Source organism: Lipingzhangella rawalii (assembly GCF_031628175.1).
Classification (GTDB): Bacteria; Actinomycetota; Actinomycetes; order Streptosporangiales; family Streptosporangiaceae; genus Lipingzhangella_A; species Lipingzhangella_A rawalii.
The window spans coordinates 47,797-74,230 of record NZ_JAVLVT010000008.1 but is presented as its reverse complement, the minus strand read 5'-3'; the positions used below and the strand labels follow the sequence as shown (position 1 = coordinate 74,230).

Sequence of the window (26,434 nt, the reverse complement as noted above, 5' to 3'; positions counted from 1 at the left end):
CGGCCCCGAGGCCGCGGGGCCGCGGGGGTGCTCCGCACTGACCGGGGCACCCCCGATGCCGGGTGGTGCTTCGGTCCGGGATGCACCGTGCCGGTGTACTGGCGCTGCACGTCCTCGCGTACGCCATCGGCGTTCCACGAGCCCCTGCTCAACGGGTGCTGCATGGGGTGTGGTGTGTCCGCTCCGGCCCATTCCGCGATCGTCCCGCAGTTCTTGCGGGGCGGGTCCGCCAACAGGCCCTGGACCAGCCGCCCGGCTCGCCGCCGGGGCTCCACGCGGGCGAAGCGGCCCGCGATTCGTCCCATCAGGTCATCGAAGCCACCGCGCCAGCGGGCAACGTCGATGCTGTGGCCCGCGGCCACGGTCCCATTGTTGATCAGCACAATCGCCATGATCGACGGTGGCCGTCATGCGCGCACCCGCTCCGTCCAGCATCATCACGATCTACAGCTGCTAGCGATCATGAACACCAGATGATCATGGATCCCCGGCGAGAGCGATCAGAATCCACTGAGGACACACAAAGATAATCATTTCCGCCCCGGGATTCCACAGCGAGATCACAGGCCAACGGGAAGCCATGTCGGATTTTCGATAACCCAATCCCAGACATGATCGTTCTCGCGCCCTTGTTACGGTAATCGCCACATTCCCCCGATGCTCTATTTCTGTTCCGAACAGGATGATCTTCCGGTGGCATGGCCTCCCAGACATGGCCGTGACGCACCGCACGGTCCACCAGCCTGGCAACCCCCACACAGCCACGGCGGCTGGCATTCGGGCGGCACCCCACCCGGGCAGGGGCACCCCGCACCGCCCGGCGGCCAACCTCCACTACCGGCCCTGCCGTCGAGCGGCCCGCAACCGCGCGGGCACCGCGGACCACCACCGGATGTTGCGGAACGCCTGGCGCGATTCCTGGCACGCCTGACGAGGCTGTTTCCCTGTACTAGCCGGTTCCTCAGCCAGCTGTACTACCTGATCACCTGGCTCAGCATCGGGATCTTGGTGCTGATGCTGGTCCTGGTACCCGACACCAGGGGCGCGATCCCGATCTGGCTAGGTGTGTTCACCCTGGCGTTCCAACTCGCCCTACTCGGGCGTTCGCGCAGCGTTCCGCTGCGCGGCTACTTGGCCATGGTGGTCGTTGGCACGCTGTGGGCACCGGTCATCTTCGCGGTCCAGTGGGTACTCATGGCGTGGCTGGGCTGGCAGTCCCGCGACGTTGAGTCGAGTGTCTTCATCGCGGGGCCGACCGAAGAACCCCTGAAGCTCGTCCCGCTGCTGGCGTTGTTGATCTTCGCCCGCAATCGCGCCCGACGGTTCGGGGTGGTGGACCACACCCTGCTGGGAGCGGCCTGCGGTGCCGGGTTCGGGGTCGCGGAAAACGCGGTGCGCGGCACGGTGGAGCAGGGAGTTCTCCCCCTTGGGTTCTGGGAGGCCTTTACGGACCTCTCAGAGGCTGCGGCCCACAACTACTCGCTGTTCACGCTGTTTCCTGGCTGGGCCGGGGACCACGTCGTAGAGTCTTCTGGGCACGCAGTATGGACCGGCCTGGTGGCCGGTGGCATCGCGCTGATGGTGCGTTACCGGCCCGTCCTGTTCGCTCCCCTGCCAATGCTGGTGCTGGCTTGGGTGACGCTCGACCACATGGCGTGGAACGACCACGTCAGCCTCGGAACCCTCCTCCCACCTGAGCTGGGGTTGATCCACGAACTTACCGGCTCTGGGATGGCCGCGCGTCCTGCCCTGCTCGTCCTGGTCTTGCTTGGCGTCTATCTGGACTACCGGGTCGTGGTTCACTACCACAGCCAGCTCCCGCCAATTCCGCATGTTGGCGAGCCTCCGAGGACGGTGTCACTGGCTGTCGTCTCCAACATTGTCAGCGATCTTCGGTTCCAGACACGGACATTGTTCCGCGCCCCGCCGTACCATCCGCGTTCCATGATGTTCGTACGCCGTCGGCGGGAATTGGCCTATGGCATCCATCGTGCGGCCGGCCGGCCACGGCGAGATGACCCGCCACGAGGCCGAATGTGGGCGACCGGTTCCTTTCTGCACGGGATCACCGCCGCGCTACTGGTGGTGCTGTTCGCAGCGACCTTCCTCCTGCCGGCCATCCTGGTCGACGCTGGGTCACAGGCATTCCTCGCGCCGCGGCTGGAAGCCTTGGCCGACTGGTGGCACGGTCTGGACCCCCTCGAACAAACCCTCATCATCGGTGGTGCTGCGGCCGGTCTCCTACTGATTCCTGGGGTTGGAGCCTGGGGTGCACTGGGATGGGCTTCCCTAGGCGCGGGAATCGCAGCCAGCGGACGTGATCTTGCCAACGCCATCCGCACCGGAACCCCCGCCGACCTCGCCTACGCCGCCACGATCGTGGCCCTGGGTCGATTCTTCCCACCGGGTGCTCGTGTGGTCCTCCCTCAGGGATTCCAGACTCTTCCCGGGAACCGGTATCGGAGTCCGAGCGGATTGATATTCGGTCCAGGCGCAAGGGAAGGACATCGGATCGACCATATATTGGACCATACACGACCCAACCCCAGTAAGCCCAACCACACTGTATTTAATGTGGGAGGAGACAGAACCAGAGCACTGCAAATAGTCGACCAAGCCTGGAGCATGCGAAACACCCACGGCCGCTACCTGGGACAGAGAAGGGGGAATCATAACTTCGTTATCGACATGGGGACTCAAATTGGAACCAGAGGAGAAACAAATGTTCTCATATCAACCAAGAATGACATGCGAACTATCGTTACTGCTTATCCCATAAGGAGAATTCCGTGAATCGTCGATACTGCCCAGAATGTGGCCATGGATCAGTTATTTTGCAGAAATTTCGAGTGACACAGGAACTTCTATGGATATGCATAGAATGTGAGGCGCTATGGCGCACCGACGAACCAATATCAAGAGAGACAGGAACAGGACTTGGAATTTTTTTGTCAAAACATGGACTTCCAGACACATGGAACGAACTTGAGGATGCATAATATATTTATTTGCATGCATTTATTCACAGAATAATAGCTGCTCCGCGAAGTTCCATATAATCCCCCTCGGTCTATGCAAAGGATGCACTGAGGTGATCCCAGAGGATGTGAACTGGTCGGTGTGGCGCGAACCAGGTGATTCGGGCGAACCGGGAGGAGTGTTCGTTCCCCTGACCTAGGCGTGGAGCCCCCGGCCAACGGGGGTGCGGGGGTGGCTGCGGGAGTGGGGTCGCCCCTCGGTATGGCGGCCGGCGAGGAATGTGGAGGTCCGGGCGGAGAGTGATCCCCCGACTACGCCCCACGCCACAACCCGTGGGACGTCGTGTCGGGGCGGTGGGAGGATCCGCCGGGCAGGTCCAGCGGGAGTGTGGGACAGCCTCGGAACGGGCCGGTTCGTGGCTATTCGTGGGAGTCGGGGACGATGCCGCGAACCAGGGTGCGGGTCTCCGCATCCCCGGCGCCGCTCGCACCGGCCATGGCCAGCAGCTGGTCCAGCAGCCAGCTCTGTAGTTCCGCGCGGGACATGCTGCGTTCCTCCAGCCACATCAGCACGGCGGACTCGACCACGGCGGTCCAGCAGCGCAGCGCCAGATCCAGGCGGGCCGAGGGCTCGTCTACTCCGCTGCGTTCCAGCAGGAGCCGCCGCACCTGGGCCCGCACCTGGTCAATCTCGGCTTCGGTCTGCTCGGTGGCCACGATCGAGCCGCCGCGTAGCAGGGAGATGTAGGCCGGGGCGTACTCCTCGGCGAAGGCGATGAACTCCCCCAACGCGGCGCGGAGCTGCTCCAGCAGCGGTAGGTTCGCGTCCGGGACCAGGCGCTGGGCCAGTTCCCGCATCGCGACGTTCACCGCGGCCGCACGCAGCTCCGCCATGTTCGGGAAGTACCGGTAGATCAGGGCGCGGGACACGTCCGCGGTGGTCGCGATGTCCTCCATCGTCACCTGGTCCGGGGAGGTGCGGGAGAACACGTCCAGTGCGGTGCGGATCAGGTCGGCGCGCCGCTGTTGCGGCGACATCCGCCGTGGCCGTCGCCCGCGGGCCGTCGCCCTGTGGGTGGGGGCAGGACCGTTCATAGTGTCTTCCGCTACCCCGTTCGTTGGTGCCGAGAGCGCCCGCTGCTCCCGCAACGTCGTCCCTGCCACCGTATCCGGCGGTTCACAGGTCCAGGACCAGCCGCTGCCCGGTGGAGCGCGAGACGCACACGGCGAACTCGGCACGCCGCGATGCTCCGCCCGTGGGCTGGTCACGGTGCTCGGCCGTGCCGGAGAGCAGCGGCACCCGGCAGGTGCCGCAGAACCCCTGTCGGCAGGAGAATGCCACGTCTGGCCGCACGTCGCGCACCACGTCCAGCACCGTCCTCTCCGCCGGCACCGTCAGTACCCGCCCGGTGCGGCGCAGTTCCACCTCGAACGCTGCCCCGTCCACCACCGGCGGGGGTGAGAACCGTTCCGAGAACAGTGCCACTCCCGAATCGGTCGGCACCGTGTCCCGCACGGCGTCCACCAGCGGTGGTGGACCGCAGCAGTACACGGCTGTCCCGGGGCGCAGCGTCCCCAGTAGCTGACCGGGCTGTGGGGGACCGAACTCGTCGTCCGGGCGAATCTCCACCGATCCGGACCCGCTCGTGGGCAGCTCCGCACGAAACGGCATGCTGTCCCGGTGGCGCCCCGTGTAGACGAAGCGGAACGGGGCGCCCAAGCGGGCCGCGGCCCGGGCCATCGGCAGCAGCGGGGTGATGCCGATCCCGCCGGCGAGGAACACGTAGCGGTCGAACCGCGCGAACGGGAAGGCGTTGCGGGGACCGTGTAGCCGCAGCCGCGCCCCGGGCGGCAGGGTGTGCACCTCGGTGGAGGCGGTGCCGTCCGGGATCCGGCGCACCGCGATGCGGTACCGGAACCGGTCTTCCGGATCCCCACACAGCGAGTACTGGCGTCGCTGCCCGGAGGGAAGCAGCACATCCACGTGGCAGCCGGGACTCCACTGCGGTAGCCGGCCCCCGTCGGCGGCTACCAGGGTCAGGGCCGCCACATCGGTGGCGGGATGGTGCACCTCGTGCACGACCACGTCAATGTCCCCGTCCGAGCCCGCTGCGCCTCGTTGGCCCCCGGGCAGCCGCCCCGTCCACAGCTCCACGTGCGGGGCGATCCGGTCCAGCACTCGCCACAGCCGGTCGGGCGCGCGGGACCCGGGCCGGGTTCGGGGGAACGCCGGGTTGGCGTAGTACTCCGCGCTGTGTTTCACCTGTGCTCCTTGCGCCCTGTGGGGGTTGGGGTGCGGCGGCTCTGGCATCTGGGGGTTGACCCCCAAACAATGGGGGCGGGGAAAGGCCGATGGGGGAGCTAGTGGAGGGCGAGGTGCTGCGGTTCGGCGGGCGCGGGATCGTCCACGGCGGGGGTGCCGGGGGTAGTCATCGGTCCTCCAGGAGACACGGGAAACGGTCACGAACTCAGGACACGGGCTCAGGACACGGGTGGGGACAGGCGGGCGCCGGCGCGCAGAACCCCAGGGGCGAGGCGGGAGAGCAGGAGCCCGGCGTGGGCCTCGCCCGTGACCGGAAGCAGTTCGGGGCCGCGGTCGATGGCGTTGACAATGCGGCGGGCCGCGCGTTCCGGGGAGTAGCCGCGCCGCTGGTACAGGCGGGTGAGGCGTTCCCGCACCGCCGTGGAACGGTCGCCGTGGGCGGCGGTGAAGTGGGTGTTGGCGATGATGCCTGTGTTGATCAGCCCGGGACACACGGCGGTGACGCGCACACCGTGGTCGGCGAGTTCCGCGCGCAGGCAGCGGCTGAGCATGAGGACTGCGGCCTTGGTGGTGGCGTAGGCGGGGTAGGCGCGGGAAGGCAGGAACGCGGCGGCCGATGCGGTGTTGACGATGCGGCCACCACCCCCCGCCACGAGCAGCGGGGCGAAAGCGCGGCAGCCGTGGATGACACCCCACAGGTTGACGTCGAGCACCCGCTGCCAGTCGGTGGTGGTGGTGTCCAGGAATGCGCCGGCGACGCCGATGCCCGCGTTGTTGATGACGATATCGGGGGTTCCGTACTCGTCGCGGACCTGGTTGGCCAGCTGTTCCATGGCCTGGCCGTCGGCAACGTCGACCTGACAGGCACCGGCGGAGGGGCCGAGCAGTGTGGCCAGCTCGGCGGTGCGCAGCGCCGCCTCGCGGTCCCGGTCCACGGCGACCACGCGGGCGCCCCGTTCGGCGAGTTCGAAGGCGGTGGCGCGGCCGATGCCGCTTCCGGCGCCGGTGACGACGGCGAGCTGTCCGGCGAAGGGGCCGGCGGTGCGTCGTGGGGAGCGGGCCGGGCTCGACGCGGTGGTGGGGGTTGCGGTGGTCACCTCGCGGATGAGTTCGTCGACGCGGCGGGCCACCACGTCGGGACGGCTGCGGGGCAGCCAGTGGGCGCCGTCGACCCGGTGGAACCGGAAGTTCGGGGCCCAGTGTGCGGCGGAGGCCTGGGTGCCTTCGGTCATGAAGATCTCGCGGGTGGGGGCGAGCACCTGCACCGGGTGGTCGGTGTGTCGTTGTCCGGGGCGGGCCATGCGCTGGCCCATGTTTTCCCGATACAGGTTGAGGCCGTTGAGGTGGTCGCGTAGCTCGCGGTGGGTTCGGCGGCGGTGTCGCCGTGGTTCGGTGATGCGGTCGAGTCCGGCGAGGACGAGCCCGCCGGCGCCGCTGAGCCAGCTCAGCTCGGGAAGCATCGGGGTTTGGAAGAAGCCGATGTAGCTGGAGCGGACCGCCTGGCGGGCGCCCCGGAGCGCCCCGGAGCGCATCCAGTGTGCCGCGTGGTCCAGGCAGGGACCGGAGATGGAGGTGAGGGAGGCGAAGTGGGGTGCGTGGGTGTCGTCGGTGATGGCGTGCCAGGCCTGGATGGCTCCCCAGTCGTGGGCCAGTAGGTGCACCGGCTGGTGTGGGCTGACGGCGGCGGCGACACGCGCGAGGTCGTCGGCGAGCCGATCCAGCCGATAGCCGGAGCGGTCCTTGGGGGCGGGGGATCGGCCGGCGCCGCGCACGTCGTAGGTGACGACGTGGTAGTTCTCGCGCAGATGGGGAAGTACGTGGTCCCACACGGCGGAGTTGTCGGGGTAGCCGTGCACGCAGAGCACGGTGGGGGCGGTGGGGGTGCCGTGGCTGTACACGGCCAGGCGTAGCCCGTCGGCGGTGTGGACTCGCTGTGGTGCGCTCATGTGGTTCCTCTCCAGCGCTGCACGTGGGGTACCGCGTCGTCCAGCCAGTAGGCGTCGTCCTCGGTGACCACGAGCATCTCTTCGAATTTGACGCCGACGCCACGGAAGGCGATGTGTGGCTCCACCGCCCAGAGGCCGGGGGTGGGGGCGTGCTGGGAGATCTTTCCGTCGGCCCACAGTGGGGAGCGGTGGTGCAGCCGTTCCACCAGCAGGTCTCCCAGGAGGGTCTGGAGGGCCCGAACACCGAAGCCGGCGACGATGGCCTGCGGTAGGCGGGAGTGTACGCGCGCGACCTGGTGGGCGATGACCCGGCCGGGGTAGACCTGGTGCCGGTTGTCGTAGCCCTGCCGGGTGATGAGAGCGTCCACCTCCACGTAGATCTCGCGTAGGGGGCGCCGTTGGCGCACCTGCTCGAGGATGAGGGTGCGGTATTCGGCGAGGTCGGTCATGAGTTGGTCGTGGACCGGGTTGTCGCCGATGCGGCCGGCGTAGCCGATGTCGGCGACGTAGGTGTCCCGGACGGGGGCGCAGTCGAGGATGAAGGGCATGCCGTCCTCGAGACGCCGGTTCGAGGGAAAGAACTGGAGTGGGGTTCGGAAGTTGCGGAAGGCGGTGCGGTCACCGAACCAGGCGAAGGGGGTGTGGAACCAGTCCTGGACCCCGTGGTCGTGGAGCCAGTCGCGGAGTCGCCGCGCGGCCTGGCGTTCGGTCACCCCGGGTTCGAGGGTGGCGGCGACCGCCTGTGCACCCGCGTAGGCGAGCCGCTGCATCTCGACGAAGCCGGCGTGTTCTGTGTCCTGAGCCACAGCACTGTGAGACATGGCGTCATGTTATACACGATGTCATTAGTCGTCCATAGGGATCTTCCGCTGCACATCGTCGGAGGTGCGGGGGGAACCCGGATGCCGGACCCAGGAGGGGCGGGACCTGGAGGACGGCCATACGCCCGCCTCTCCCCGGCCCGACACACGACAAAGCCGGACAGGATGTCTGGGACCTCTGCACATCCTGTCCGGCGTGGTGACTGGATCACACGCTGGCGGACGCCTGGGCGTTGTTCTGCGCGGACGAGGGCTGCTCGGCCTGCTCCGCGTAGCGCTCCCGGGCCTGCGTCAACAGCTTCCACCAGGACTTGACGTCCGGTCGCCGACGAAGCAGGGCGCGGCGTTCACGCTCGGTCATACCCCCCCACACACCGAACTCGATTCGCGCATCGAGGGCCTCGGCAAGGCACTCGGTGCGGACCGGGCAGCCCCGGCAGATCAGTTTGGCCCTGTTCTGAGCGGCCCCCTGAACGAACAGGGCGTCGGGGTCGATCTCCCGGCACTTTGCATGGACCGCAAGGTCCTCATTCCACATGCTGCCCCACTCCCAGATCATCATGTGTTTTTCGAAACGTGTCACTCGCTCGGAGCGCTGCCGACGGGCGCGGACGTCGGCGTTCCCGGCCCGGGAGAGATCCAGTGGACGCACGGGCTCGGCCGCTGCCCGCTGTGTCCGGATGAGCCTCATGAGGGGTGGAGGGATCGACGCGCGATCTTTCCCGCAACCGGTTACGGATGAAATTACGGATTCTGGGACGTGCCCAACAGACCCCAATAGGCCCATTTCTGGGATAGTTCGAGTGGGCCATTGCGACCCCGCCGATATGGAATCCGCTTAGTGACAAACCGGAAGAATTTACATCCCATCATGGGATGAATATCGGGATGCGTATGCCCAGATCAACGATCGCCCGCACCGTCCGTGCAGGTCAGCACTTCAGCACGATGAATACGAACGGTAGTGGTGCGGGCTGGTGATGCGGGGGCACGCATCTCCAGCCCACAGTGTGGTCCGGGCTAGTCCACGGTGACTAGTCCAGGCCGTCGATCACGTCGCCCCAGATCTCGACAGCGGCATCCACCTGGTCGGCCGAGACCACCAGCGGCGGAATCATCCGTACCACGTTGCCGTACGGACCGCAGGTCAGCAGCAACAGCCCGGCGTCTGCGGCGGCCCGGTGCGCACGGTTGGCCGTCTCGGCGTCCGGGGCCCCGTCGGGTGTGGTGAACTCGCTGCCCAGCATCAGGCCCAGCCCCCGCACGTCCCCGATCGCCGGGCTGCGGTCGGCAACCTGCTGCAATCCCTTACGCAGCCGCTCCCCCTGCTCGGCAGCGTTGTCGACCAGCCCCTCCTCCTCAATCACGTCCAGGGTGGCCAGGGCAGCCGCGCAGGCCACGGCGTTGCCCCCGTAGGTGCCGCCCTGCGATCCGGGCCAGCCGCGCTCCATCAGTTCGGCCGGGGCCGCGATCGCGGACAGGGGGAAACCACTCGCCAGACCCTTGGCTGTGATCACGACGTCCGGACGGACCCCCGCGTGGTCGTGACCCCAGAACGTGCCGGTCCGACCGAAACCCGTCTGCACCTCGTCGAGGACCAGCAGGATCCCGTGTTCGTCGGCACGTTCCCACAGTCCGCGTAGGAACGCCGGTGGTGCCGGAACATATCCGCCCTCGCCGAGCACCGGCTCGACGAAGATCGCAGCGGTGTCCCGCGGCGAACTCACCGTGGCCAGCAGGTAGTCCAGCTCCCGTAGCGCGTAGTCGACAGCCTCGTCCTCGCTCATCCCCAGCCGGTAGGCATAGGGGAACGGGGACACGGCCACCCCAGGAACCAGCGGCCCGATGCCCGCACGGATCTTGACCCCGGAGGTGGTCAGGGACGCCGCACCCATGGTGCGGCCGTGGAAGGATCCCTGGAACACGATGGCGTTCTGCCGGCCGGTGGCCTGGCGCGCCAGCCGCAGTGCCGCCTCCACCGCCTCACTGCCGGAGTTCACGTAGAACAGTCGGTCCACACCCTGGGGAAGCACGTCCCCGAGCCGTTCGGTGAGCCGGAGCAACGGGCGATGCATGACCGTGGTGTACTGGCCGTGTATGAGTGTGGCGACCTGCTCCTGGGCCGCCTCGACAACCTTGGGGTGACAGTGACCGGTACTGGTGACGCCGATTCCGGCCGTGAAGTCCAAAAACCGACGATCGTCCTCGTCATAGACGTACACGCCCGAACCACGCGCGGCCAGGACGGGGGTCGCCTGTTTCAGGAGCGGGGAGAGTTCGGCTGACTGGCCAGCCATACTCGGACCTCTTTCGTAGGATTGTTGACAATCTGCCCGGTAATGCAATCATCCTGGGGAGGGTCGTGTCCAGATTCAGGTGTGCCCCACCCCCGATCCGGCACCCCGGCACCACACCCACCCACGGGACGAGAACGGGATCATGCTCCGGTCCGCGTCCAGCCCGACCCAGACCGAAGCACGATCCAGAAGGGAGCACGACTTGACCGCTGACAACCGCGCGGCGCACGTCGTCCAACAGGTACCCAAGCAACTCTTCGTCGGTGGCCAGTGGCGCGACGCCGCCTCCGGAGCGACCTTCAAGGTCGAGGACCCCGCCACCGGTTCCGTCCTGTGCGAGGTCGCGGATGCGGGCCGGGACGACGCCATCGCCGCGCTCGAGACGGCACACGCCACCCAGCCGGAGTGGGCCCGCATGGCTCCCCGGGAACGCGGCGAGATCCTGCGCCGCGGCTACGAGCTCCTCGTGCAGCGCAAGGACGAGCTTGCGCTGCTCATGACCCTGGAGATGGGCAAGCCCGTGGCGGAATCCGCCGGCGAGATCGCCTACGCCGCCGAGTTCTTCCGCTGGTTCGCCGAGGAGGCCGTGCGCATCGACGGGGACTACGCCACAGCCCCCAACGGCCAGTCCCGGTTCCTGCTGATGCGCCAGCCCGTGGGGCCGTCCCTGCTGATCACCCCGTGGAACTTCCCGATGGCGATGGGCACCCGCAAGATCGGCCCCGCGATCGCGGCCGGATGCACCATGGTGCTCAAGCCCGCCCAGCAGACCCCGCTGTGTGCCCTGGCACTGGCCGATATCCTGCGCGAGGCCGGGCTTCCCGAGGGTGTGCTGAGCGTGCTTCCCGGCAGCGACCCCGGTGCCATCTCCGAACCCCTCCTGGCCGACGGCCGGATCCGGAAACTGTCGTTCACCGGCTCCACCGGCGTCGGACGCAAACTGCTGGAGCTCAGCGCACCCCAGGTGCTGCGGACCTCGATGGAGCTCGGCGGCAACGCCCCCTTCCTGGTGTTCGACGACGCCGACCTTGACGCGGCCGTCGAGGGAGCCATGCAGGCCAAGATGCGCAATATCGGGGAGGCGTGCACGGCCGCCAACCGGATGTACGTGCAGTCGGGGGTGGCCGAGGAGTTCGCGCGCCGCCTCAGCGAGCGGATGGCCGCGCTGCGGGTCGGCCCCGGCACCGAGGACGGGGTGCAGGTCGGGCCGCTCATCGACGCCAAGGCCCAGGAGAAGGTGGCCGGGCTGGTCTCCGATGCGACCCGTCGCGGCGCGCGGGTACTCACCGGTGGGGAGTCCGGCAGCGGACCCGGCTACTTCTACCAGCCGACCGTACTCACCGACGTCCCGCAGAGCAGCGAGATGGCCAGCACGGAGATCTTCGGTCCCGTGGCACCGATCACCCCGTTCACCACGGAGGAGGAAGCCCTCAACGCTGCCAACGACACCGAGTACGGCCTGGTGAGTTACGTGTTCACCCAGGACATCAGCCGGGCACTGCGGGTGTCGGAGCGCCTGGAGTCCGGGATGGTCGGCCTCAACCAGGGCATCGTGTCCAACCCGGCCGCACCGTTCGGCGGGGTCAAGCAGTCCGGTCTGGGACGTGAGGGCGGCCAGGTCGGTATCGAGGAGTTCCTGGAGCTCAAGTACGTCGCCATCGGCGGCGTCAGCTGACGCTCCGCGGCCATCCCGGGGCCGGCCAGCCGGCGCAGCCCCGGGATGGATTCGCCGCGCGGCCGACCCTGCTCGCACGGCAGGAGGCGGCGACACTGGGTGCCCGGCCCACGCCCCGGTCCAGCCGGCGAGCAGCGCCCAGCCGACCGCGGTGGACGGCTCGGGCCGCAGGAGGGTGCCGGCCACGACCCCGGTGGTGGAAGCCCCGGGCGCCGACCGCCGGCGCGGGCCACTGCCGGCGGTGGTGCCCGCAGGGGCGGATCAGTTGGGTGCCTGGGGACCGTTGATGCGGCGCACCGTCTCCAGCATGTGCTCCTCGATCAGCTGGAGGAGCCGCGGCTCGTCACCCTCGGAGATGGCGTCGACGAGCTTCTGGTGTTCCTCGACCAACTCACCGGGCTCCGGGTAGACCTTCTGCATCACGGTGAGCACCATGCGGGTCTCCACCAGCAGGGTCTGGAGCATGCGTTCCAGCCGGGAATTGCCGGAGGCACTGACCAGGGTGCGGTGGAAGGTCTGGTCCGCCTCACTCATGGCCTCCCGGTCCCCGGTCTTCGCGGCCTCGATCAGCTGGTTCAACGCGCGGGTCAGCCGCACCAGGGCCTCTCCCCGGTTTCCCCGCATCACCAGTTGGCAGGCGGTGCGTTCCACCGCCAGGCGGGCCGTGTAGATGTCGCGAACGTCCTCGGGTTCGAGGTCAATGACGAACAGGCCGCGGTGGCGCTCGCTGCGCAGTAGTCCCTCCTGGACCAGGCGCTGCATTGCCTCGCGGAGCGGGCCGCGGCTCACGCCGAGCTGGTTGGCGAGCTCACTCTCCCCGAGTTGGTCACCCGGGGCCAGCGAACCGTACATGATGGCGGAGCGCAGCTGGTCCGCGATCAGTGCTGCGGTCGACTTCCGGGGCACCGGCTTCAGGTCTCCTTGCGTGTTCATGATCGTGTCGTCCTCGTGCCTTGTGCGTTGTCGCGTACCGGGACCGCCCGTACGCCCGGGTTCCGGTCACGCCGCCGCCCGCCCGGTCTCGAACAGTGTGCCCAGCCCCGCCCGGCCGTCCCGCGGCGTCGCGCCGGCCAGGCGCAGCCCCTCCCACACGCTCACCTGGTTCGCGCACAGCACCGGCTTACCGAGTTCGCGTTCGACGCTCGCCAGGATTCCGGCGCTGTGCAGGGCGGTGTCGGGGACCAGGACACCGTCGGCGTCGGGATGGTCGTTGGCGACGACGAAGTCGACCGCCGCGCCAGAATCCAGGGTGCCGACCTCGGCGGCGGTGGCGATGCCCCGGCTGGCCAGGGCGACCACCTCGGTGCCGCCGTGGGTGAGGAACGCGACGAACCGCTCGGCGACGTCCCGCGGGTAGGTGGCGGCGATCGCCACCCGGCGCAGCCCCAGCGCGTGGGCGGCGTGGACGAAGGCGAACGAGGTGCTGGAGGCGGGAACTCCCGCGGCCTCGCCCACCGCCTGGGCCTGCTGGGCAGCCCCGTCCCAACCGAAGACGAAACTGCCGCTGGTGCAGGCCCACACCACGGCGTCGACGCCCTGGGCTCGTAGTTCCCGGGCTCCGGGGGTGAGCACGTCGGTACCGCCGACGTCCAGCAGCGCGTCCACACGGTGCGCATCCTCCCGCATGAGGGTGTGGACCAGTCGTAGCGTGACCGCGTCCCCGAGGAGACGCTGGTATTCGGGGTAGTCGTCCTCGGCACTGTAACCGGGATACAGGAAACCGACAGACACGGGCGTATGGGACACCGTACTCCTCCTTGCTGCGCGCCGGGTGGCTGGATGGGTGGCTTCGTGATGGCGGCGGCCCGGACGGCCGCAGTGGCCGCGAGCGGTGGTGAGGGTGGGATCGTGGCGGTTCTGGCGTCTGGGGGCGGCCCCACGCCAATGGGGGCACGGAGGCGACGTCCGGGTGTCGTGCGCCGCGGGGACAGCCCTCTGGCCGCCGCACGAGGTCCTGCCCGCCAGCATGCCCGTGCGGGGAGCGGGCTGGCCGGTACCGTCGCCTCCATCTCCGACACCGGGCTAGGGGCGGGTGGTGTCGAGCAGCGACTGGCCGTGCCCGACCGCGTCGCGGCCGATGGCGCGCAGCGCGCCCCACATGGTCACCTGGTTTGCGGCCAGCACGGGTTTGCCGAGCATGCGCTCCAGCGGCTCGATGATGTCGTAGGTCAACACGTTGGTGCAGCTGATGAAGACGGCTTCGGCTTCGGGCGTGTCCACATCCCGCACGGCCTGCACGACCTCGGAGTAGGTGACCTTCCAAATGTGGTTGAGCAGGCCCAACCCCACACTGGACACGGTCTGCACCCCGTGTTCGGTGAGGAAGCTCAGGAGTCGTTCGGTGACGCTGTCCACGTAGGGCGTCACCACGGCGATGCGGTCCGTGCGCAGCTCCGCCAGGGCCGTGATCAGTGCCCCGGAGGTGGTGACGGCAGCGGGGGCGCCGGCAGAGAGGATACTGTCGCACAGGCTCCGCTGGCCGGACTCGCCGTCCACGAAGCTGCCCGAGGCACAGGCGTAGGCCACGACGAGCGGTTCCGGAGCCAGCACGTCCCGGGTGGCGCGGGCAACCCCCGCCCCGTCCGACAGGGCCGCGGCCATATCCACGGTCACCGGAACCGGGACGAACGGGAGCCGGGTCATGTGTAGGGAGACGTCGTCCGGGGCCCAGCGCCACAGTTCCCGGTCCAGCGCGAAGTCGAACGGTGCGACAACCCCGATCCCGGACTGGCCCGGTGGTTCGGCCGGGGTGGCGAACTCCGCCCGGTCCGTGGGCGTGGTGGGGCGCTGGATCATGACCCGCTGGTCCCGACCTGGCTCGCCCAGAACCTGCCCCGGAGTCTGCTCGGTCCGCACTGATCACTCACCTCCTTACTGCTGCGGGAATCGCCGTGCCGGATCGCTGGTGCCCGGTCGACGGTGGGGCTGGGCGGGGGACGGCGGGACCGGTTTCGGCCCGCCGGGGCTGGTGGGGCGGCCGTGCCGAACTGCGCGTCGATGTCATTCCTCGTGGCGGTGGTAGGTCAGGCGTTCGCCGATACCGCCGGAGCGCCACACGTCGTGACACGCCTCGGCCATGGCGTCCAGACCGTGGACGATCGTGGCGTAGACGTTTCCGGGCACCCAGCCGACGTCCCCGTTCAGCAGCAGGTTGTTGCGCCCGTAGAAGATCGCCAGGTCGATGACGCCGGGCAGGGTGTCGATGCCCTTCTCCTCCTTGAAGCCGCGGTCCAGCATCCCCTCGGGAAAGGAGAAATAGACGACGTCGCCGGGAATGGGGGTGACTGTGGGGTTCTCCTGGCCCACCTCCGGATCGGCGAAGGGGGGAACCATTGTGTAGACCTCGTTGCGGGCGTACTTGGCGTGGTAAGCGTCTCCGCCCTGCGGCAGGGCCTCCCATACGGCCTGGCAGGTGCGGGGGGCGTCCTTGTCCAACAGCTCGGCCAGGCAGCTGACGCCGCGCTGCTCCAGAGTGATGCGCATGTATCTGGGCATGGTGGGTCTGCCCTTCGTTGTGCGGGGATGTGCGGGGATGCGGGGTCTCGGGCCGTCCGCGCCGCGCCCCAACGGGGCTGGCCGGATCCGCCCACCGGGGTCGGCCCCGGGGGTGAGCAGTCGCCACCGGCACCGCCCAGGGACGTGGTGAGCGAGAAACGACGGACAACGGACGGGATACGGACAACGCGATCCAGACGGCAGTTCAGCATAGATCGCTGATTGTTGACAATCATACGATTGGTTCATAGCGTGTCAATGGTTTCCTGGGGTCGGGTCACTCCACCCCCGATGACCTGCACGACCGGGGCCGCGCGCCTCCCCCCGCCGCCGCAGCCTCGACTCCCAGCGAAGGAGCCGCTCCCGTGCCCACGCCACCAGGTCGCCCGAACCTCGTCGTGCTGCACGCCGGACAGACCCCACCGGGAATCGACCCCGTGGACAGGGACCCACGCCTGGCCTCGGTCCGCTATGCCACGGCCGAGGAACTCCCCGAAGTGTTGCCGGGGGCGGAGGCACTGTTCGTGTGGGACCTGTTCTCCGAGGCGTTGACACACGCCTGGGAGAAAGCCGACGCACTACGTTGGATCCACGCGGCCACGGCCGGCGTCAACCACCTCATGTTTCCCGCGGCGGTGCGCAGCGACGTCACGATCACGAACTCCCGCGGTGTCTTCGACCAGCCAATGGCGGAGTACGTCCTGGGGCTGGTGCTGGCCTTCGCCAAGGATCTGGGCACCACCCTGGACCTCCAGCGCCGCCGGGAGTGGCGCCACCGGGAAACCGAACGCCTCACCGGACGCAGCGCCCTGGTCGCCGGCACCGGGCCAATCGGCCGGGCGATCGCCCGCCAGCTGACCGCCGCCGGACTGCACGTCACCGGGCTGGGCCGGGTGGCCCGCGCCGAGGACAGCGACTTCGGGCAGATCGTGGCCGCCAGCGACCTGCACGCGGTGCTGCCCACGGCCGACTACGTGATCCTGGCCGCCCCCCTCACCGAGACCACCCGCGGAATGGTGGACGCCACGGCGCTGCACCGCATGCAGCCCACCGCCCGCCTGATCAACGTGGGACGCGGCGACCTGGTGGTCCAGGACGACCTCATCGCCGCCCTCCGCACCAACACGATCGCCGGTGCGGCCCTCGACGTTTTCGCCGAGGAACCGCTACCCGAGGACTCGCCGCTGTGGCAGCTGCCCAACGTAATCGTCTCCCCGCACATGTCCGGCGACGTCATCGGCTGGCGCGAGGAGCTGGTGCGGCTCTTCCTGGACAATCTGGACCACTTCCTCGACGGGCGCGAGCTGCGCAACGTCGTCGATAAGCAGCGCGGCTACGTCTCCGGCGCCTGACCCGGCCACGCGCTGCCCACGGTTGGGAATCTGCGAGCGAAAGCGAGGACGCTGGTGCGCACACACGCCGACGACACCCCAGCGGCGGGCCGGTCCGACACAGGCACCCACCGGGGCCACGAACCGACCCCCGCAGCAAGCAGCCCGGGCTCCCCGACCGCCATGTCGGCCACCGAACTGCTGCGGGCCTACGCCACGGGCAGCCTCTCCCCGGTTGAGGCCACCCAGGCCGTGCTGGACCAGATCGAGCGGCACAACCCCGCCATCAACGCCTACTGTCAGGTACACGCCGAGGAGGCCCTGGCCGCGGCCCGCGCCTCCGAGCGGCGGTGGCAACGCGGCGCACCCGAAGGCGAGCTGGACGGTGTCCCCACCTCCATCAAGGACATTTTCCTCACCCAGGGCTGGCCCACCCAGCGTGGTTCACTCACGGTCGACCCGGCCGGCCCGTGGCTGGAGGACGCCCCCAGCACGGCCCGGCTCCGGGAAGCCAACGCGGTCCTCCTCGGCAAGACCACCACTCCGGAGCTGGCGTGGAAAGGGGTCACGGACAGTCCCCTCACCGGAATCACCCGCAACCCCTGGGACCTGTCCTGCACCCCCGGCGGGTCCAGCGGTGGAGCATCGGCCGCCGTCGCCGCCGGCATGGGCCCCCTGGCCACCGGCACCGACGGTGGCGGCTCGGTCCGGATCCCCGCGAGCTTCACCGGCATCTTCGCCCTCAAACCCACCTACGGCCGGGTTCCGCACTACCCGGCCAGCCCGTACGGCACCCTCGCGCACGCCGGCCCGATGACCCGCACCGTGGCCGACGCCGCGCTCATGATGGATGTGCTGTCCCGGCCGGACTGCCGGGACTGGTCAGCGCTGCCCCCACCGCAGGAGAGCTTCACCGACGCCGTGGCCGCCCCGGAGGAGGCGCTGGTGGGCATGCGGGTCGCCTACAGCCCCACGCTGGGCTACCTCAGCGTGGACTCCGAGGTGGCCGCGCTGGTGGCACAGGCCGTGCGGGTGTTCGAGGAGCTGGGGGCCCGGGTGGAAGAGATCGACCCTGGCTTCGGCGATCCCACCTCGGATTTCCATTGCCTGTGGAACTCGGGGGCGGCCAAGGCCACGGCCCACCTCAGCCCGGAGCAGAAGCAGCACCTGGACCCCGGCCTCCAGGAGATCATCGCCGAGGGTCTCACCTACTCCGCGCAGGACTACCTCACCGCCATGGCCACCCGGATGGCGATGGGCGAACGCATGGGCCGCTTCCACGAGACCTACGACCTACTACTCACCCCGACCATGCCGATACCCGCCTTCGAAGCCGGACACGAGGTTCCCCCTGGCAGTGAGGCCCACCGTTGGACCAGCTGGGCCGGATTCAGCTACCCCTTCAACATGACCCAGCAGCCGGCGGCCAGCGTGCCCTGTGGCTTCACCCGGGCCGGGCTACCGGTGGGGCTCCAGATCGTCGGGGCCCGCACAGCCGACGCCCGGGTCCTGGCCGCGAGCGCGGCCTTCGAACGGGCATGCCCCTGGCCCACAGGGAACACCACCGCCGGGGAGTAGCCGCGCGCCGGGAGCGGGACGACACCCCGTACCCTGCCCCGGCACCGCCCCCGACCGGAGGACAGTGCCCACGACCAGCCGCATGCGCCGGCGCAAGCGTGGCCTCCGCACCGCCTATGCTGGACGACGATGAGCGTGTTCACGGAACTGGTGGGTCAGGAGCCCGTGGTCGAGCAGCTGACCTCGGCAACCCGGGCCGCCACCGATCTGCTCGCCGGCGGCCCGGGTTCCGGCATGGCGCACGCCTGGCTGTTCACCGGCCCCCCCGGCTCCGGGAGGTCGTCCGCGGCCCGCGCCTTCGCCGCCGCACTCCAGTGCCCCGAGCTGGGCTGTGGGCACTGTAGCTCCTGCCACCAGGTGCAGGCCGGCACCCACGCCGATGTGCGTATCGTGCGCCCCAGCGGGCTGAGCCTCGGCGTGGAGGAAACCCGACGGCTGGTCGGTCAGGCTGCCGGCGCGCCCACCGGCGGACGGTTCCGGGTGGTGCTGTTCGAGGACGCCGACCGGGCCACCGAAGCCGCCTGCAACGCACTCCTCAAAGCCATCGAGGAGCCGGCGCCGCGCACCGTGTGGCTGCTGTGCGCCCCCACCCCCGAAGACCTGCTGGTGACCATCCGGTCCCGCTGCCGGCTGGTGAACCTGCGCACCCCCAGTATCCGCGCCGTGGCGGACATGCTGGTGCAGCGCGACGGTATCGACCCGGAGGTTGCCGCCACAGCCGCGCGGGCCTCCGGCGGACACGTGGAACGGGCCCGCCACCTCGCCACCGACGAGGAGACCCGCCAGCGCCGCGCGGAAATCCACCGGCTCGCCCTGGAGCTGGACGGGCTCGGCGCCGGCATCTCCGCGGCCGCGCGCCTCCAGGAAATCGCCGAGACCGAGGCTAAGGCCACCACCACCGAGCAGGACGAGCAGGAACGGACCGAACTCAAGGCCGCGTTCGGGGACGGCGCCACCGGCAAGGGGGTCACCAAGGCGGTCCGGGGCGCCCAGGGGGCACTGCGGGACCTGGAGGAGCGGCAGAAGCGGCGTGCCACCCGCATCAAGCGGGACGTCTACGATGCGGCCCTGCTGGACCTGGCGGCGCTGTACCGGGACGTGCTCACCCTGCAACTGGGGGCTCAGGTCGAGGGCAGCACCGAGCCGGAACAGGCGGCGGAGCTGGCGCGGCGCAGCAGCCCGGAGGCCACCCTGCGCCGCCTGGACGCGATCATGGAGTGCCGTCGACGCATCGCCGCCAACGGCCAGCCCCAGATCGCCCTGGAAGCGCTCATGGCCGCGCTGTACCTGGGGTAGGCGCCTGGTGATGCCCCCGGCGTGCAGCTGCGGCAGCATCCCCGAGGCCGAGGCTGGCCGGTTCCCAAATCTGGGAAACCCCCGAAACGGGGCGATTCGTGGGGCTAGAGTGGCGGGATGCGCCACAGCGTCTCGACGCGTCCGGCCGGAGCCGGCGCCGGAGTGTCCATAGGTTCCGTGGGTGTTGCCCTGACCGTCCTGCTCGCCGGGACCGGATGTGACCCGCGCGGGGATGAGGCCCAGGGACAGCAGCACGACTCCGGCCAGGCGGCCGGGGTGCGGGAGTTCCACGAGCAAGACCTCACCTGGGAGGAGTGCGGGGGCGAGCTGGAGTGTGCCCAGGTCGAGGTGCCGTTGGACTACGACGAGCCCGAGGGCCAGACACTGCATCTCGCGTTGACGCGCCTGCCGGCGCAGGACGAAGCCCCGGAGGGTTCGTTGCTGGTCAACCCCGGGGGTCCGGGTGGCTCCGGCACCGAGTATGCCGCCGCAGCCGCGCACGTGATCAGCCCGGACGTTCGGGAGAACTTCGACGTGGTGGGTTTCGACCCGCGCGGCGTCGGCGAGAGCGACCCGATCGAGTGCCTGGAGGAGTCGGAGCTGGACGCCTACCTGGGGGCCGAGCTGGAGCCCGCCGATCCGGACTCTCCGGGCGCGCTCACCTCCGAGAGCCGCCAGGAGCTGGAGCAGCGCATCTCGGAGTTCGTGGACAGCTGCGTCGACAATGCCGGAGACCTGCTGGAACACCTGGGCACGGACAATGTGGCCCGGGATATGGACGTGCTGCGGGCGGTCCTCGGCGACGAGGGCCTCACCTACCTGGGGAAGTCCTACGGCACCCTGATCGGTGCCCACTACGCGGAGCTGTTTCCCGAGCAGGTGCGTGCGCTGGTTCTGGACGGGGCGGTGGATCCCACGCTGACCAACGTGCAGATGAGTGCGCAGCAGGCCAGCGGGTTCCACACCGCGCTGGAGGCGTTCCTGGAGGATTGCCTCGACCGGGCCGACTGCCCTCTGTCCGCCGATACCGTGCCGGAAGGTGTGGACGAGCTCGGGGAGCTGATCGCCGACGCCCGCGAGGAGCCACTCCCCGGCCCGGAGGGTGACGACCGGATGGTGAACGGGGCCCGGGTGGAGCTGGGGCTGGCGTCCTCGCTGTACAGCGAACAGAGCTGGCCGCAGGTGCGTTCGGCCCTGGACAGTGCCTACGCGGGGGATGGCGCTGGGCTGCTGGAGCTCGCGGACCGGATGTACAACCGGCAGCCGGGAGGCAACTACACCAACATGGTGGCCGCGTTGAACGCCGTGAACTGTGCGGACCGGCCCAGCCCCGAGTCGGTGGCCGAGGTGGAACAGGCCGCGCAGGATGCGGCCGCGGAGGCCCCCCTGTTCGGCGCCTCCCTGGTGTGGGGCGCGCTGATCTGCTCGGAGTGGCCGGTGGGGGTCGACCGGTCCCCGGCCGAGCTGACCGGCCAGGGCGCGTCAGACATTGTGGTGGTGGGCACCACCCGCGACTCGGCCACCCCCTACTCCTGGTCCGAGGAACTCGCCGACGATCTGGACTCCGGGGTGCTGCTGACCTATGACGGGGATGGGCACACCGCCTACGGCACCGGAAACGGCTGTGTGGACGAGCAGGTGGACGCCTACATTCTGGACGGTGTTGCTCCCGAGGAGGGGGTGACCTGCCCCGCACAGTGAACACCGGTGCGAAGCACCGCGGCGCGGGACCGCTACGGATCGTCGTGGCCGGAACGGAACCGGGCACCCTCCGCAAGGGGTTAGACTGGGCGCGGCAACGCCGCCTTAGCTCAGTCGGTCAGAGCGACGCACTCGTAATGCGTAGGTCAGGGGTTCGACTCCCCTAGGCGGCTCTCCGCTGACCAGGGCGTTCCCGTGATTCGGGGGCGCCCTGGTTCGTCTCTAGTTGCAGTTCTAGTTGCAGTTAGTTCGCGTCGGTGCGGCCGAACAGCGCACTGCCCATCTGGCGAGCGGCTTCCCGAGCGACCGGGGACGCTACGTGTGTATAACGCTGTGTGACTCGGATGTCGGAGTGCCCGAGGATCTCTTGGACGGTACGCATGTTGACTCCTTGCTCAATCAGGAGTGCACCGGTGCTGTGTCGCCCGTCATGCACCCGCGCGTCCCGCACTCCCGCTCGCCGTAGCAGCCCCTTCCACTCCTCCCAATCGTGGCGAGGGTCGATGGGGCGCCCGTCCTCCCGACAGAACACCAAGTCGTGGTCCTGCCATTGCTCTCCGGCGGCAATTCGCACAGCGTCCTGTCTTGCCCGATGCTCCTGGAGTAGTGGAACCAACTCAGCGGGGAACGGCACGGTACGGCGACTCTTGCCCTTGGGCCGTCGGAACACCAGCCCGCCCCCGACACGTTGCGGGCAGCTTCGAGCGTGACCAGTGCAGTTCCGGGGACATGGATTCGGCACCGGGGGACAGACGTGGCGCTTCCGGGTGCACCCGGCTGGACAGTCGGGCTTGTGACGGTGCCGCTGGCAATCCTTCGGGCACGCCCGCCGGTGCTTGCCTTCGGTGCACTTCACGGGGTCGGGGCAACCGTGCTTCCAGGCGTTGCGCTGAATCTGCCACCACACCCGGACTTCACAACGATCCAGGTCGATGTACTTCCAACACAGTCCGAGGGATTCACCTTGGCGTAGACCAAGCGCAAGCCCAATGGTCCAGCGTTCCCCGTTGGGGAGTTTCGCGGCTTCCCGAAGGATGGCGCGTACTTCCTCTTGACTGAAGGCCTCTACTTCGTTGTCGTCGCCCCCTGCGCGAGGAGCGTCCACGAGCTTGGCGATGTTGCGGGATACAGCCCCACGTCGGTGAGCGATATCGAGAGCGCGTGACAGGATCCTGTGCACCTTGAGCACATGGGAAGGCGCCTTGCCAACTTCGAACATCACCGCATACATGCGTTCCAGATGCTCTGGGGTGAGCCGGTCAAGGCGGTGCTTGCCCAGACGAGGAACGATCCAGTTCCGTGTCTTGCTCCAGTAGTCATCAAGAGTGCGTGGCGCCATCTTGCCTGAGGCAACCTGAGGGGCACAGATGGTGTCGAGATAGGTGGTCATCCAGTCTGCGACCGTAGGGGGACGCCCTGGCTTGGTGGGAGTACCTTTATCCCGCTCCCTTTCCAGTTCCTGAACCTTTTCGGTGACCCTAGTCTCGGACTCAGCCATGCGGTGGCGTCGATCCGGTGACCCATCATCTTTGACACCCATGTACACCCAGCCGTGCCACCAACCGTCGCGCTCGCTGTAGTAGATGGATGACCGGCCTTTCGCAGCGCGCCTGCTCTTACCCACCTTTATGCCTCCCCTTCGGTGGGGTCGATAGTTAGGGAGTCGATCCAACGGTCGAACATGTGCAGGCTGATGCGGATCACGTTGTCGGGCCAGATCACCCCGGCAGGGGTCTGGTCCTGGGTGTCCAGCTCGTTCCATTCGTCGAGGGACAGCTGGAGCACCTCGCGCACCTCCGGGATCGTCAGCCATTCGCTGGGGACCTCGGGGTCAGACATCAGGCGGCCTCCGCTTCCTTCGTGAGTAGTTCGACGTAGTCCTCGATGGCTTCTGCGGGGATGCGACGGGTCTTGCCGCAGCCGACGGCCCGGAGCCGCCCGTGCGCGATCTCCTTGAAGATCTGCGTGCGTCCCAGCGAGAGGATCTGGGCGGCCTCAGCGATGCGGTAAAGCCTCTTGGGTGGTGTTGTCGGGGGCATGGTCTCCTCCGTTCTGGTGGGGGCGTGTCGGGGCTGTGTGGCGGCTATGCGCCCCGAGTGGTGAGTCGGGAAGGGGAACTCCCGGGTGGGCAACCGCGCGGGTGTCGGTTGACCCGGGGTGGGCAGGTGCTGGGCACCGGGGTGGGCACCTCTGCCCACCCTCACGGGACGCCGTGGTCTCGCAGGGGACAGCCGCACGCGTGGGCGTGCTCTGATCTGGGAATCGAGGCTGCGATAAGGCAAGATGGAGTCCTAGCGTGCTGTTTCGTCAGTGACGCGAAGGCCCCGGCGCAGTGACGGATCTTGGCGGATTGGGCACTGTGCCGGGGGCGAATTCACGCGTCGGCGACGTTGACCTCGACACCAGCACCGGTAGGGGACAGTCGCTCTGTGGCAGCAGAAACAGGCTCCTCCGCAACGAAGTACTCTGGCTCGTCCTCACCGGTCAGGGCGCTGTAGTCGGCCTCCACCTGCACATCGTTGGGAACGAACCGTTCCAGTAGGTCAACCTGGTCCAGGGTCAGTTCCCGCACCAACTGGCGCAGTTCGTTCTCGTCGCACGTGGCTAGGTAGCGTTCCAGCCCCTTACCCGTCAGCGGGCGAACAACCTGCTCACCCATCGGGACGGACGGGGCAGAGGTCGGCCGGTCAACCACAACAGTCATGACATCTCCTTCGCCGAGTAGGGAGGCCCTGCCGGCGGCTATAGAAGCAGGGACTCCTATCTGGTGCGCACCAGTAGTACACCAACTGGTGCGCACCAGTGTCAAGGGTTCTGGCGGTCTCCGATGAACTTTCATGGACTCAGCTTCGCCAGATCCCACGGACTCCGGAAGCCAACAACCGTTAACGGGACGCTGTTAACCCTTGCTGAGCTGGATGTTTGGCGATTCCTCGCGACTGGGCGCATAGTTGCGAACGAAGGGATGGGGAACATGTCGAAGCGAATACGTCAAGCGCGATCCTCACGTGGCTGGTCGCAGAACAGGCTGATAAGCGAGATCGAGCGTTATGCACGGAGCAAAGCAACTCCGATAGCAGGAACAGCAAGCCTTCGTGTCTACGTCTCGGAATGGGAGAACGGGAAGCGGACCGTAGGGCCGCCCTATACAGCGATCCTCCGTTCGATCCTCGGGATGACTGACGAAGAGCTCTACGAAGAGGTGAGCCCTGGCGTTCCCGCTGTTGACGGGTATCGTGAGCTAATTGAGCGGATCGAGTCGACGCACTCCATACCGAGTTCCGTCGTGGAGACACTCAACCAACAGACCGAGCTACTCCGCACCGTTGACCGCCAAATGGGAGCAGCTCAGCTTGTCGATCAAATGACTGCCCACATCAACACCCTCACGGACTCCTTGTCCTTCGCAGTCCTTCCGAGCGTGCGACAGCCCATCGCAGAATCCTTGGCCGGAGCATCGACACTGGCGGCATGGCAAGCGCTCGATGTCGGGGCGACTGAACGCGCTTGGCGGCACTATGAGCAGGCCAAGAGCGCTGCCCGAGAATCTGGAAAACCAGCCTATCTAGCGCATGCGATGGGAGAGCAGGCGTATGTACTCTCAGATGCGGGGAAGCCTGACCTTTCCGTGGAACTCGTGACCGAGGCACTACGCATCTCCGGGTCTGAGGTCCCGCCACGCGTGGCCTCCTGGCTCTTTGCGGCCAAGGCTGAGTTCCATGCTCAGTGCGGCCAGGAGCCCGAGTGCCGGGCTGCACTGGACTCAGCGGAGCAGTACATGCCGGGTGACGGCTTGCTACGCGACCCGGACATGCCCAGCATCTTCCTGACGCAAGAACACCTCTTGCGCTGGAAGGGACATTCTCTGGCGCTTGTGGGTGACTCGGGGGCGGTTGGTGAACTGTACGCAGCACTCGATGCTTTGGATTCAACCTTCACTCGCGCCGAAGCCGGATTGCGCGTTGACCTGGCTCAGGCGCACCTGCGGTGGGGTCAGTACTCCGAGGCCACTGATCAGCTAGGTAAAGCGAGACTATTGGCCAATCGCACTGGTTCTGTTCGACAACGAAACCGTATTGAGCGTCTCACTGGTCAGGCGTGAGGAGCTTACGTGTAGCGAGGATATGCAGGAGTGCGACCAGGGTTCCCGAACCTAGCAGCTCGTCACGTTCGATCATTTCTGGAACATCTGCCAGTGGTATCCAAGCGACGTGACCAGACTCCTCGACATCGCTTGGGGGCGCTGTATAGTGCGCGCCTTCGCCCAGATAGATGTCGTGCGGGGAGTCGACCATTCCGACCATGGGTTGGAAGGTCACGAGATGCTGCAACGGTCCATTTGGGCGCCATCCGGTTTCTTCCTCGACCTCACGGGCAGCGGTCTTCCCAGCATCTTCTCCAGCATCCACGTTGCCCCCTGGGAGTTCCCAGCCCCACTTGTCGGGCACGAACCGGTACCGCCAGAGCATGAGTACCCGGTCATGATCATCGACAACGGCCGCGATGGCAACGTGGTGCAACCTCACGACGTGGTGTTCGAAGCGCTCCACACCGGGGGGTTCTACGTCCATGAGCGTTAGCCGAACCCAACGGTTGTCGTAGATGGTGCGTTCACCCCGGATTATCCAGGGGCGAAGTCCACTGTCTTCGGAGGAATCCTCACGTCGTATGCTCTCGTCTCCTGTAGCGAAGTACCCACGGCCGTGTTCGCTCCGAATGATCCCTTCAGCCGCGAGCTTGCTGAGTACCAGGCGCACCGTGGTCCGACCAGCGTCAAGGTCGTGCGACAACGTCCGTTCGGACGGCAGTTTCCCGTTTGGTCCGAGTGCGCCGGATGCCACGAGTTCGCGGATGGCGTCCTCTACGCGCTGAGTGACTGACCCCATTGACGTCGACCTCGGTTCTCGTCTCGGGTTGGTGCGCACCAGTCTACGGACAGCGGTGGGGACCTGCCCGTGGAACCCCCTACGGACCTCGCTGGTGCGCACTCCCCGCGCAGAACTCACAGAACTCACACAACCTCGTTTATGCAGGTCAGTGTCGGGGGTGGCGT

Annotated in this window: 22 protein-coding genes, 1 tRNA gene and 1 pseudogene; 8 read left to right on the top strand and 16 right to left on the bottom strand. The window is 67.9% G+C overall.

Features of this window, described 5'->3' with window-relative positions; all coding sequences use genetic code 11:
- Positions 1-2: 2 nt before the first annotated feature.
- Positions 3-362 (bottom strand): annotated as a pseudogene (locus RIF23_RS20850) (IS701 family transposase); the annotation flags it as partial.
- 652 nt (positions 363-1,014) lie between these two features.
- Between RIF23_RS20850 and RIF23_RS15920 the strand changes: the two are divergent.
- On the top strand, positions 1,015-2,793 hold the full coding sequence (locus RIF23_RS15920) for a PrsW family glutamic-type intramembrane protease (protein ID WP_310913347.1): 1,779 nt from the start codon (positions 1,015-1,017) through the stop codon (positions 2,791-2,793).
- A 605-nt stretch (positions 2,794-3,398) separates the two neighbouring features.
- On the opposite strand, the gene RIF23_RS15915 is transcribed toward RIF23_RS15920, so the two are convergent.
- The 6 genes from RIF23_RS15915 to RIF23_RS15890 all read right to left on the bottom strand — a co-directional run bounded on the left by RIF23_RS15915 (position 3,399) and on the right by RIF23_RS15890 (position 10,305).
- Complete coding sequence (locus RIF23_RS15915; RefSeq protein WP_310913346.1) at positions 3,399-4,016, bottom strand: TetR/AcrR family transcriptional regulator; 618 nt, start codon at positions 4,014-4,016, stop codon at positions 3,399-3,401.
- Positions 4,017-4,155: 139 nt separating this feature from the next.
- Positions 4,156-5,241 (bottom strand): PDR/VanB family oxidoreductase, encoded by a 1,086-nt coding sequence (locus RIF23_RS15910; RefSeq protein ID WP_310913345.1) that lies wholly within the window; start codon positions 5,239-5,241, stop codon positions 4,156-4,158.
- A gap of 218 nt (positions 5,242-5,459) precedes the next feature.
- Positions 5,460-7,187, bottom strand: coding sequence for an SDR family oxidoreductase (locus RIF23_RS15905; RefSeq protein ID WP_310913344.1), 1,728 nt, complete (start codon positions 7,185-7,187; stop codon positions 5,460-5,462).
- Positions 7,184-8,008 (bottom strand): M24 family metallopeptidase, encoded by an 825-nt coding sequence (locus tag RIF23_RS15900; RefSeq protein WP_310913343.1) that lies wholly within the window; start codon positions 8,006-8,008, stop codon positions 7,184-7,186. Before RIF23_RS15900 ends, RIF23_RS15905 begins: the two co-directional genes overlap by 4 nt.
- Before the next feature lie 208 nt (positions 8,009-8,216).
- A complete protein-coding gene (locus tag RIF23_RS15895; protein WP_310913342.1) occupies positions 8,217-8,546 on the bottom strand; it encodes a WhiB family transcriptional regulator in 330 nt (109 codons plus the stop codon).
- A 496-nt stretch (positions 8,547-9,042) separates the two neighbouring features.
- Positions 9,043-10,305 carry an aspartate aminotransferase family protein gene (locus RIF23_RS15890; protein ID WP_310913341.1) on the bottom strand — a complete coding sequence of 421 codons (1,263 nt, stop codon included), beginning with the start codon at positions 10,303-10,305 and terminating at the stop codon, positions 9,043-9,045.
- A 202-nt stretch (positions 10,306-10,507) separates the two neighbouring features.
- On the opposite strand from RIF23_RS15890, the gene RIF23_RS15885 reads away from it, so the two are divergent.
- The gene (locus RIF23_RS15885) at positions 10,508-11,980 is read left to right on the top strand and encodes an NAD-dependent succinate-semialdehyde dehydrogenase (RefSeq protein ID WP_310913340.1); all 1,473 of its coding nucleotides are present in this window, start codon (positions 10,508-10,510) and stop codon (positions 11,978-11,980) included.
- Between the two features lie 261 nt (positions 11,981-12,241).
- Here the strand turns inward: RIF23_RS15885 and RIF23_RS15880 are convergent, their stop codons facing one another.
- The 4 genes from RIF23_RS15880 to RIF23_RS15865 form a co-directional block, all read right to left on the bottom strand.
- Positions 12,242-12,913 carry a GntR family transcriptional regulator gene (locus RIF23_RS15880; protein ID WP_310913339.1) on the bottom strand — a complete coding sequence of 224 codons (672 nt, stop codon included), beginning with the start codon at positions 12,911-12,913 and terminating at the stop codon, positions 12,242-12,244.
- 66 nt (positions 12,914-12,979) lie between these two features.
- A complete protein-coding gene (locus tag RIF23_RS15875; protein WP_310913338.1) occupies positions 12,980-13,726 on the bottom strand; it encodes a maleate cis-trans isomerase family protein in 747 nt (248 codons plus the stop codon).
- A gap of 276 nt (positions 13,727-14,002) precedes the next feature.
- The gene (locus RIF23_RS15870) at positions 14,003-14,776 is read right to left on the bottom strand and encodes a maleate cis-trans isomerase family protein (RefSeq protein WP_407659489.1); all 774 of its coding nucleotides are present in this window, start codon (positions 14,774-14,776) and stop codon (positions 14,003-14,005) included.
- 204 nt (positions 14,777-14,980) lie between these two features.
- Positions 14,981-15,463, bottom strand: coding sequence for a DUF3830 family protein (locus RIF23_RS15865; protein ID WP_310913495.1), 483 nt, complete (start codon positions 15,461-15,463; stop codon positions 14,981-14,983).
- A 377-nt stretch (positions 15,464-15,840) separates the two neighbouring features.
- Between RIF23_RS15865 and RIF23_RS15860 the strand changes: the two genes are divergently transcribed.
- The 5 genes from RIF23_RS15860 to RIF23_RS15840 all read left to right on the top strand — a co-directional run bounded on the left by RIF23_RS15860 (position 15,841) and on the right by RIF23_RS15840 (position 21,554).
- Positions 15,841-16,827: a D-2-hydroxyacid dehydrogenase gene (locus RIF23_RS15860; protein ID WP_310913336.1), complete on the top strand. Its 987-nt coding sequence runs from the start codon at positions 15,841-15,843 to the stop codon at positions 16,825-16,827.
- Between the two features lie 54 nt (positions 16,828-16,881).
- Positions 16,882-18,384, top strand: coding sequence for an amidase (locus RIF23_RS15855; protein ID WP_310913335.1), 1,503 nt, complete (start codon positions 16,882-16,884; stop codon positions 18,382-18,384).
- Positions 18,385-18,513: 129 nt separating this feature from the next.
- Positions 18,514-19,680 carry a DNA polymerase III subunit delta' gene (locus RIF23_RS15850; protein ID WP_310913334.1) on the top strand — a complete coding sequence of 389 codons (1,167 nt, stop codon included), beginning with the start codon at positions 18,514-18,516 and terminating at the stop codon, positions 19,678-19,680.
- Between the two features lie 162 nt (positions 19,681-19,842).
- Positions 19,843-21,381: an alpha/beta hydrolase gene (locus RIF23_RS15845; protein ID WP_310913333.1), complete on the top strand. Its 1,539-nt coding sequence runs from the start codon at positions 19,843-19,845 to the stop codon at positions 21,379-21,381.
- Between the two features lie 99 nt (positions 21,382-21,480).
- Positions 21,481-21,554, top strand: a tRNA-Thr gene (locus RIF23_RS15840).
- Between the two features lie 71 nt (positions 21,555-21,625).
- On the opposite strand, the gene RIF23_RS15835 is transcribed toward RIF23_RS15840, so the two are convergent.
- The 4 genes from RIF23_RS15835 to RIF23_RS15820 form a co-directional block, all read right to left on the bottom strand.
- Positions 21,626-22,879: a tyrosine-type recombinase/integrase gene (locus RIF23_RS15835; protein ID WP_310913332.1), complete on the bottom strand. Its 1,254-nt coding sequence runs from the start codon at positions 22,877-22,879 to the stop codon at positions 21,626-21,628.
- Between the two features lie 128 nt (positions 22,880-23,007).
- Positions 23,008-23,220, bottom strand: a complete 213-nt coding sequence (locus tag RIF23_RS15830; RefSeq protein WP_310913331.1) for a hypothetical protein — start codon at positions 23,218-23,220, stop codon at positions 23,008-23,010.
- Positions 23,220-23,420 carry a helix-turn-helix domain-containing protein gene (locus tag RIF23_RS15825; RefSeq protein ID WP_310913330.1) on the bottom strand — a complete coding sequence of 67 codons (201 nt, stop codon included), beginning with the start codon at positions 23,418-23,420 and terminating at the stop codon, positions 23,220-23,222. Before RIF23_RS15825 ends, RIF23_RS15830 begins: the two co-directional genes overlap by 1 nt.
- 335 nt (positions 23,421-23,755) lie before the next feature.
- A complete protein-coding gene (locus tag RIF23_RS15820; RefSeq protein WP_310913329.1) occupies positions 23,756-24,085 on the bottom strand; it encodes a hypothetical protein in 330 nt (109 codons plus the stop codon).
- 471 nt (positions 24,086-24,556) lie between these two features.
- Here RIF23_RS15820 and RIF23_RS15815 point away from each other — a divergent pair, with 471 nt between their 5' ends.
- On the top strand, positions 24,557-25,483 hold the full coding sequence (locus RIF23_RS15815) for an XRE family transcriptional regulator (RefSeq protein ID WP_310913328.1): 927 nt from the start codon (positions 24,557-24,559) through the stop codon (positions 25,481-25,483).
- Here RIF23_RS15815 and RIF23_RS15810 read toward each other — a convergent pair.
- Positions 25,467-26,267 carry an NUDIX domain-containing protein gene (locus RIF23_RS15810; RefSeq protein WP_310913327.1) on the bottom strand — a complete coding sequence of 267 codons (801 nt, stop codon included), beginning with the start codon at positions 26,265-26,267 and terminating at the stop codon, positions 25,467-25,469. The genes RIF23_RS15815 and RIF23_RS15810 overlap by 17 nt on opposite strands.
- Positions 26,268-26,434: the final 167 nt, after the last annotated feature.

Coding starts and splice junctions, on each gene's coding strand:
- RIF23_RS15920 (WP_310913347.1), top strand. CDS start 1,015: ATGCTGGTCCTGGTACCCGACACCAGGGGCGCGATCCCGATCTGGCTA.
- RIF23_RS15915 (WP_310913346.1), bottom strand. CDS start 4,016: ATGTCGCCGCAACAGCGGCGCGCCGACCTGATCCGCACCGCACTGGAC.
- RIF23_RS15905 (WP_310913344.1), bottom strand. CDS start 7,187: ATGAGCGCACCACAGCGAGTCCACACCGCCGACGGGCTACGCCTGGCC.
- RIF23_RS15900 (WP_310913343.1), bottom strand. CDS start 8,008: ATGTCTCACAGTGCTGTGGCTCAGGACACAGAACACGCCGGCTTCGTC.
- RIF23_RS15895 (WP_310913342.1), bottom strand. CDS start 8,546: ATGTGGAATGAGGACCTTGCGGTCCATGCAAAGTGCCGGGAGATCGAC.
- RIF23_RS15890 (WP_310913341.1), bottom strand. CDS start 10,305: ATGGCTGGCCAGTCAGCCGAACTCTCCCCGCTCCTGAAACAGGCGACC.
- RIF23_RS15880 (WP_310913339.1), bottom strand. CDS start 12,913: ATGAACACGCAAGGAGACCTGAAGCCGGTGCCCCGGAAGTCGACCGCA.
- RIF23_RS15870 (WP_407659489.1), bottom strand. CDS start 14,776: ATGATCCAGCGCCCCACCACGCCCACGGACCGGGCGGAGTTCGCCACC.
- RIF23_RS15865 (WP_310913495.1), bottom strand. CDS start 15,463: ATGCGCATCACTCTGGAGCAGCGCGGCGTCAGCTGCCTGGCCGAGCTG.
- RIF23_RS15850 (WP_310913334.1), top strand. CDS start 18,514: ATGAGCGTGTTCACGGAACTGGTGGGTCAGGAGCCCGTGGTCGAGCAG.
- RIF23_RS15835 (WP_310913332.1), bottom strand. CDS start 22,879: ATGGCTGAGTCCGAGACTAGGGTCACCGAAAAGGTTCAGGAACTGGAA.
- RIF23_RS15830 (WP_310913331.1), bottom strand. CDS start 23,220: ATGTCTGACCCCGAGGTCCCCAGCGAATGGCTGACGATCCCGGAGGTG.
- RIF23_RS15825 (WP_310913330.1), bottom strand. CDS start 23,420: ATGCCCCCGACAACACCACCCAAGAGGCTTTACCGCATCGCTGAGGCC.
- RIF23_RS15820 (WP_310913329.1), bottom strand. CDS start 24,085: ATGACTGTTGTGGTTGACCGGCCGACCTCTGCCCCGTCCGTCCCGATG.
- RIF23_RS15815 (WP_310913328.1), top strand. CDS start 24,557: ATGACTGACGAAGAGCTCTACGAAGAGGTGAGCCCTGGCGTTCCCGCT.
- RIF23_RS15810 (WP_310913327.1), bottom strand. CDS start 26,267: ATGGGGTCAGTCACTCAGCGCGTAGAGGACGCCATCCGCGAACTCGTG.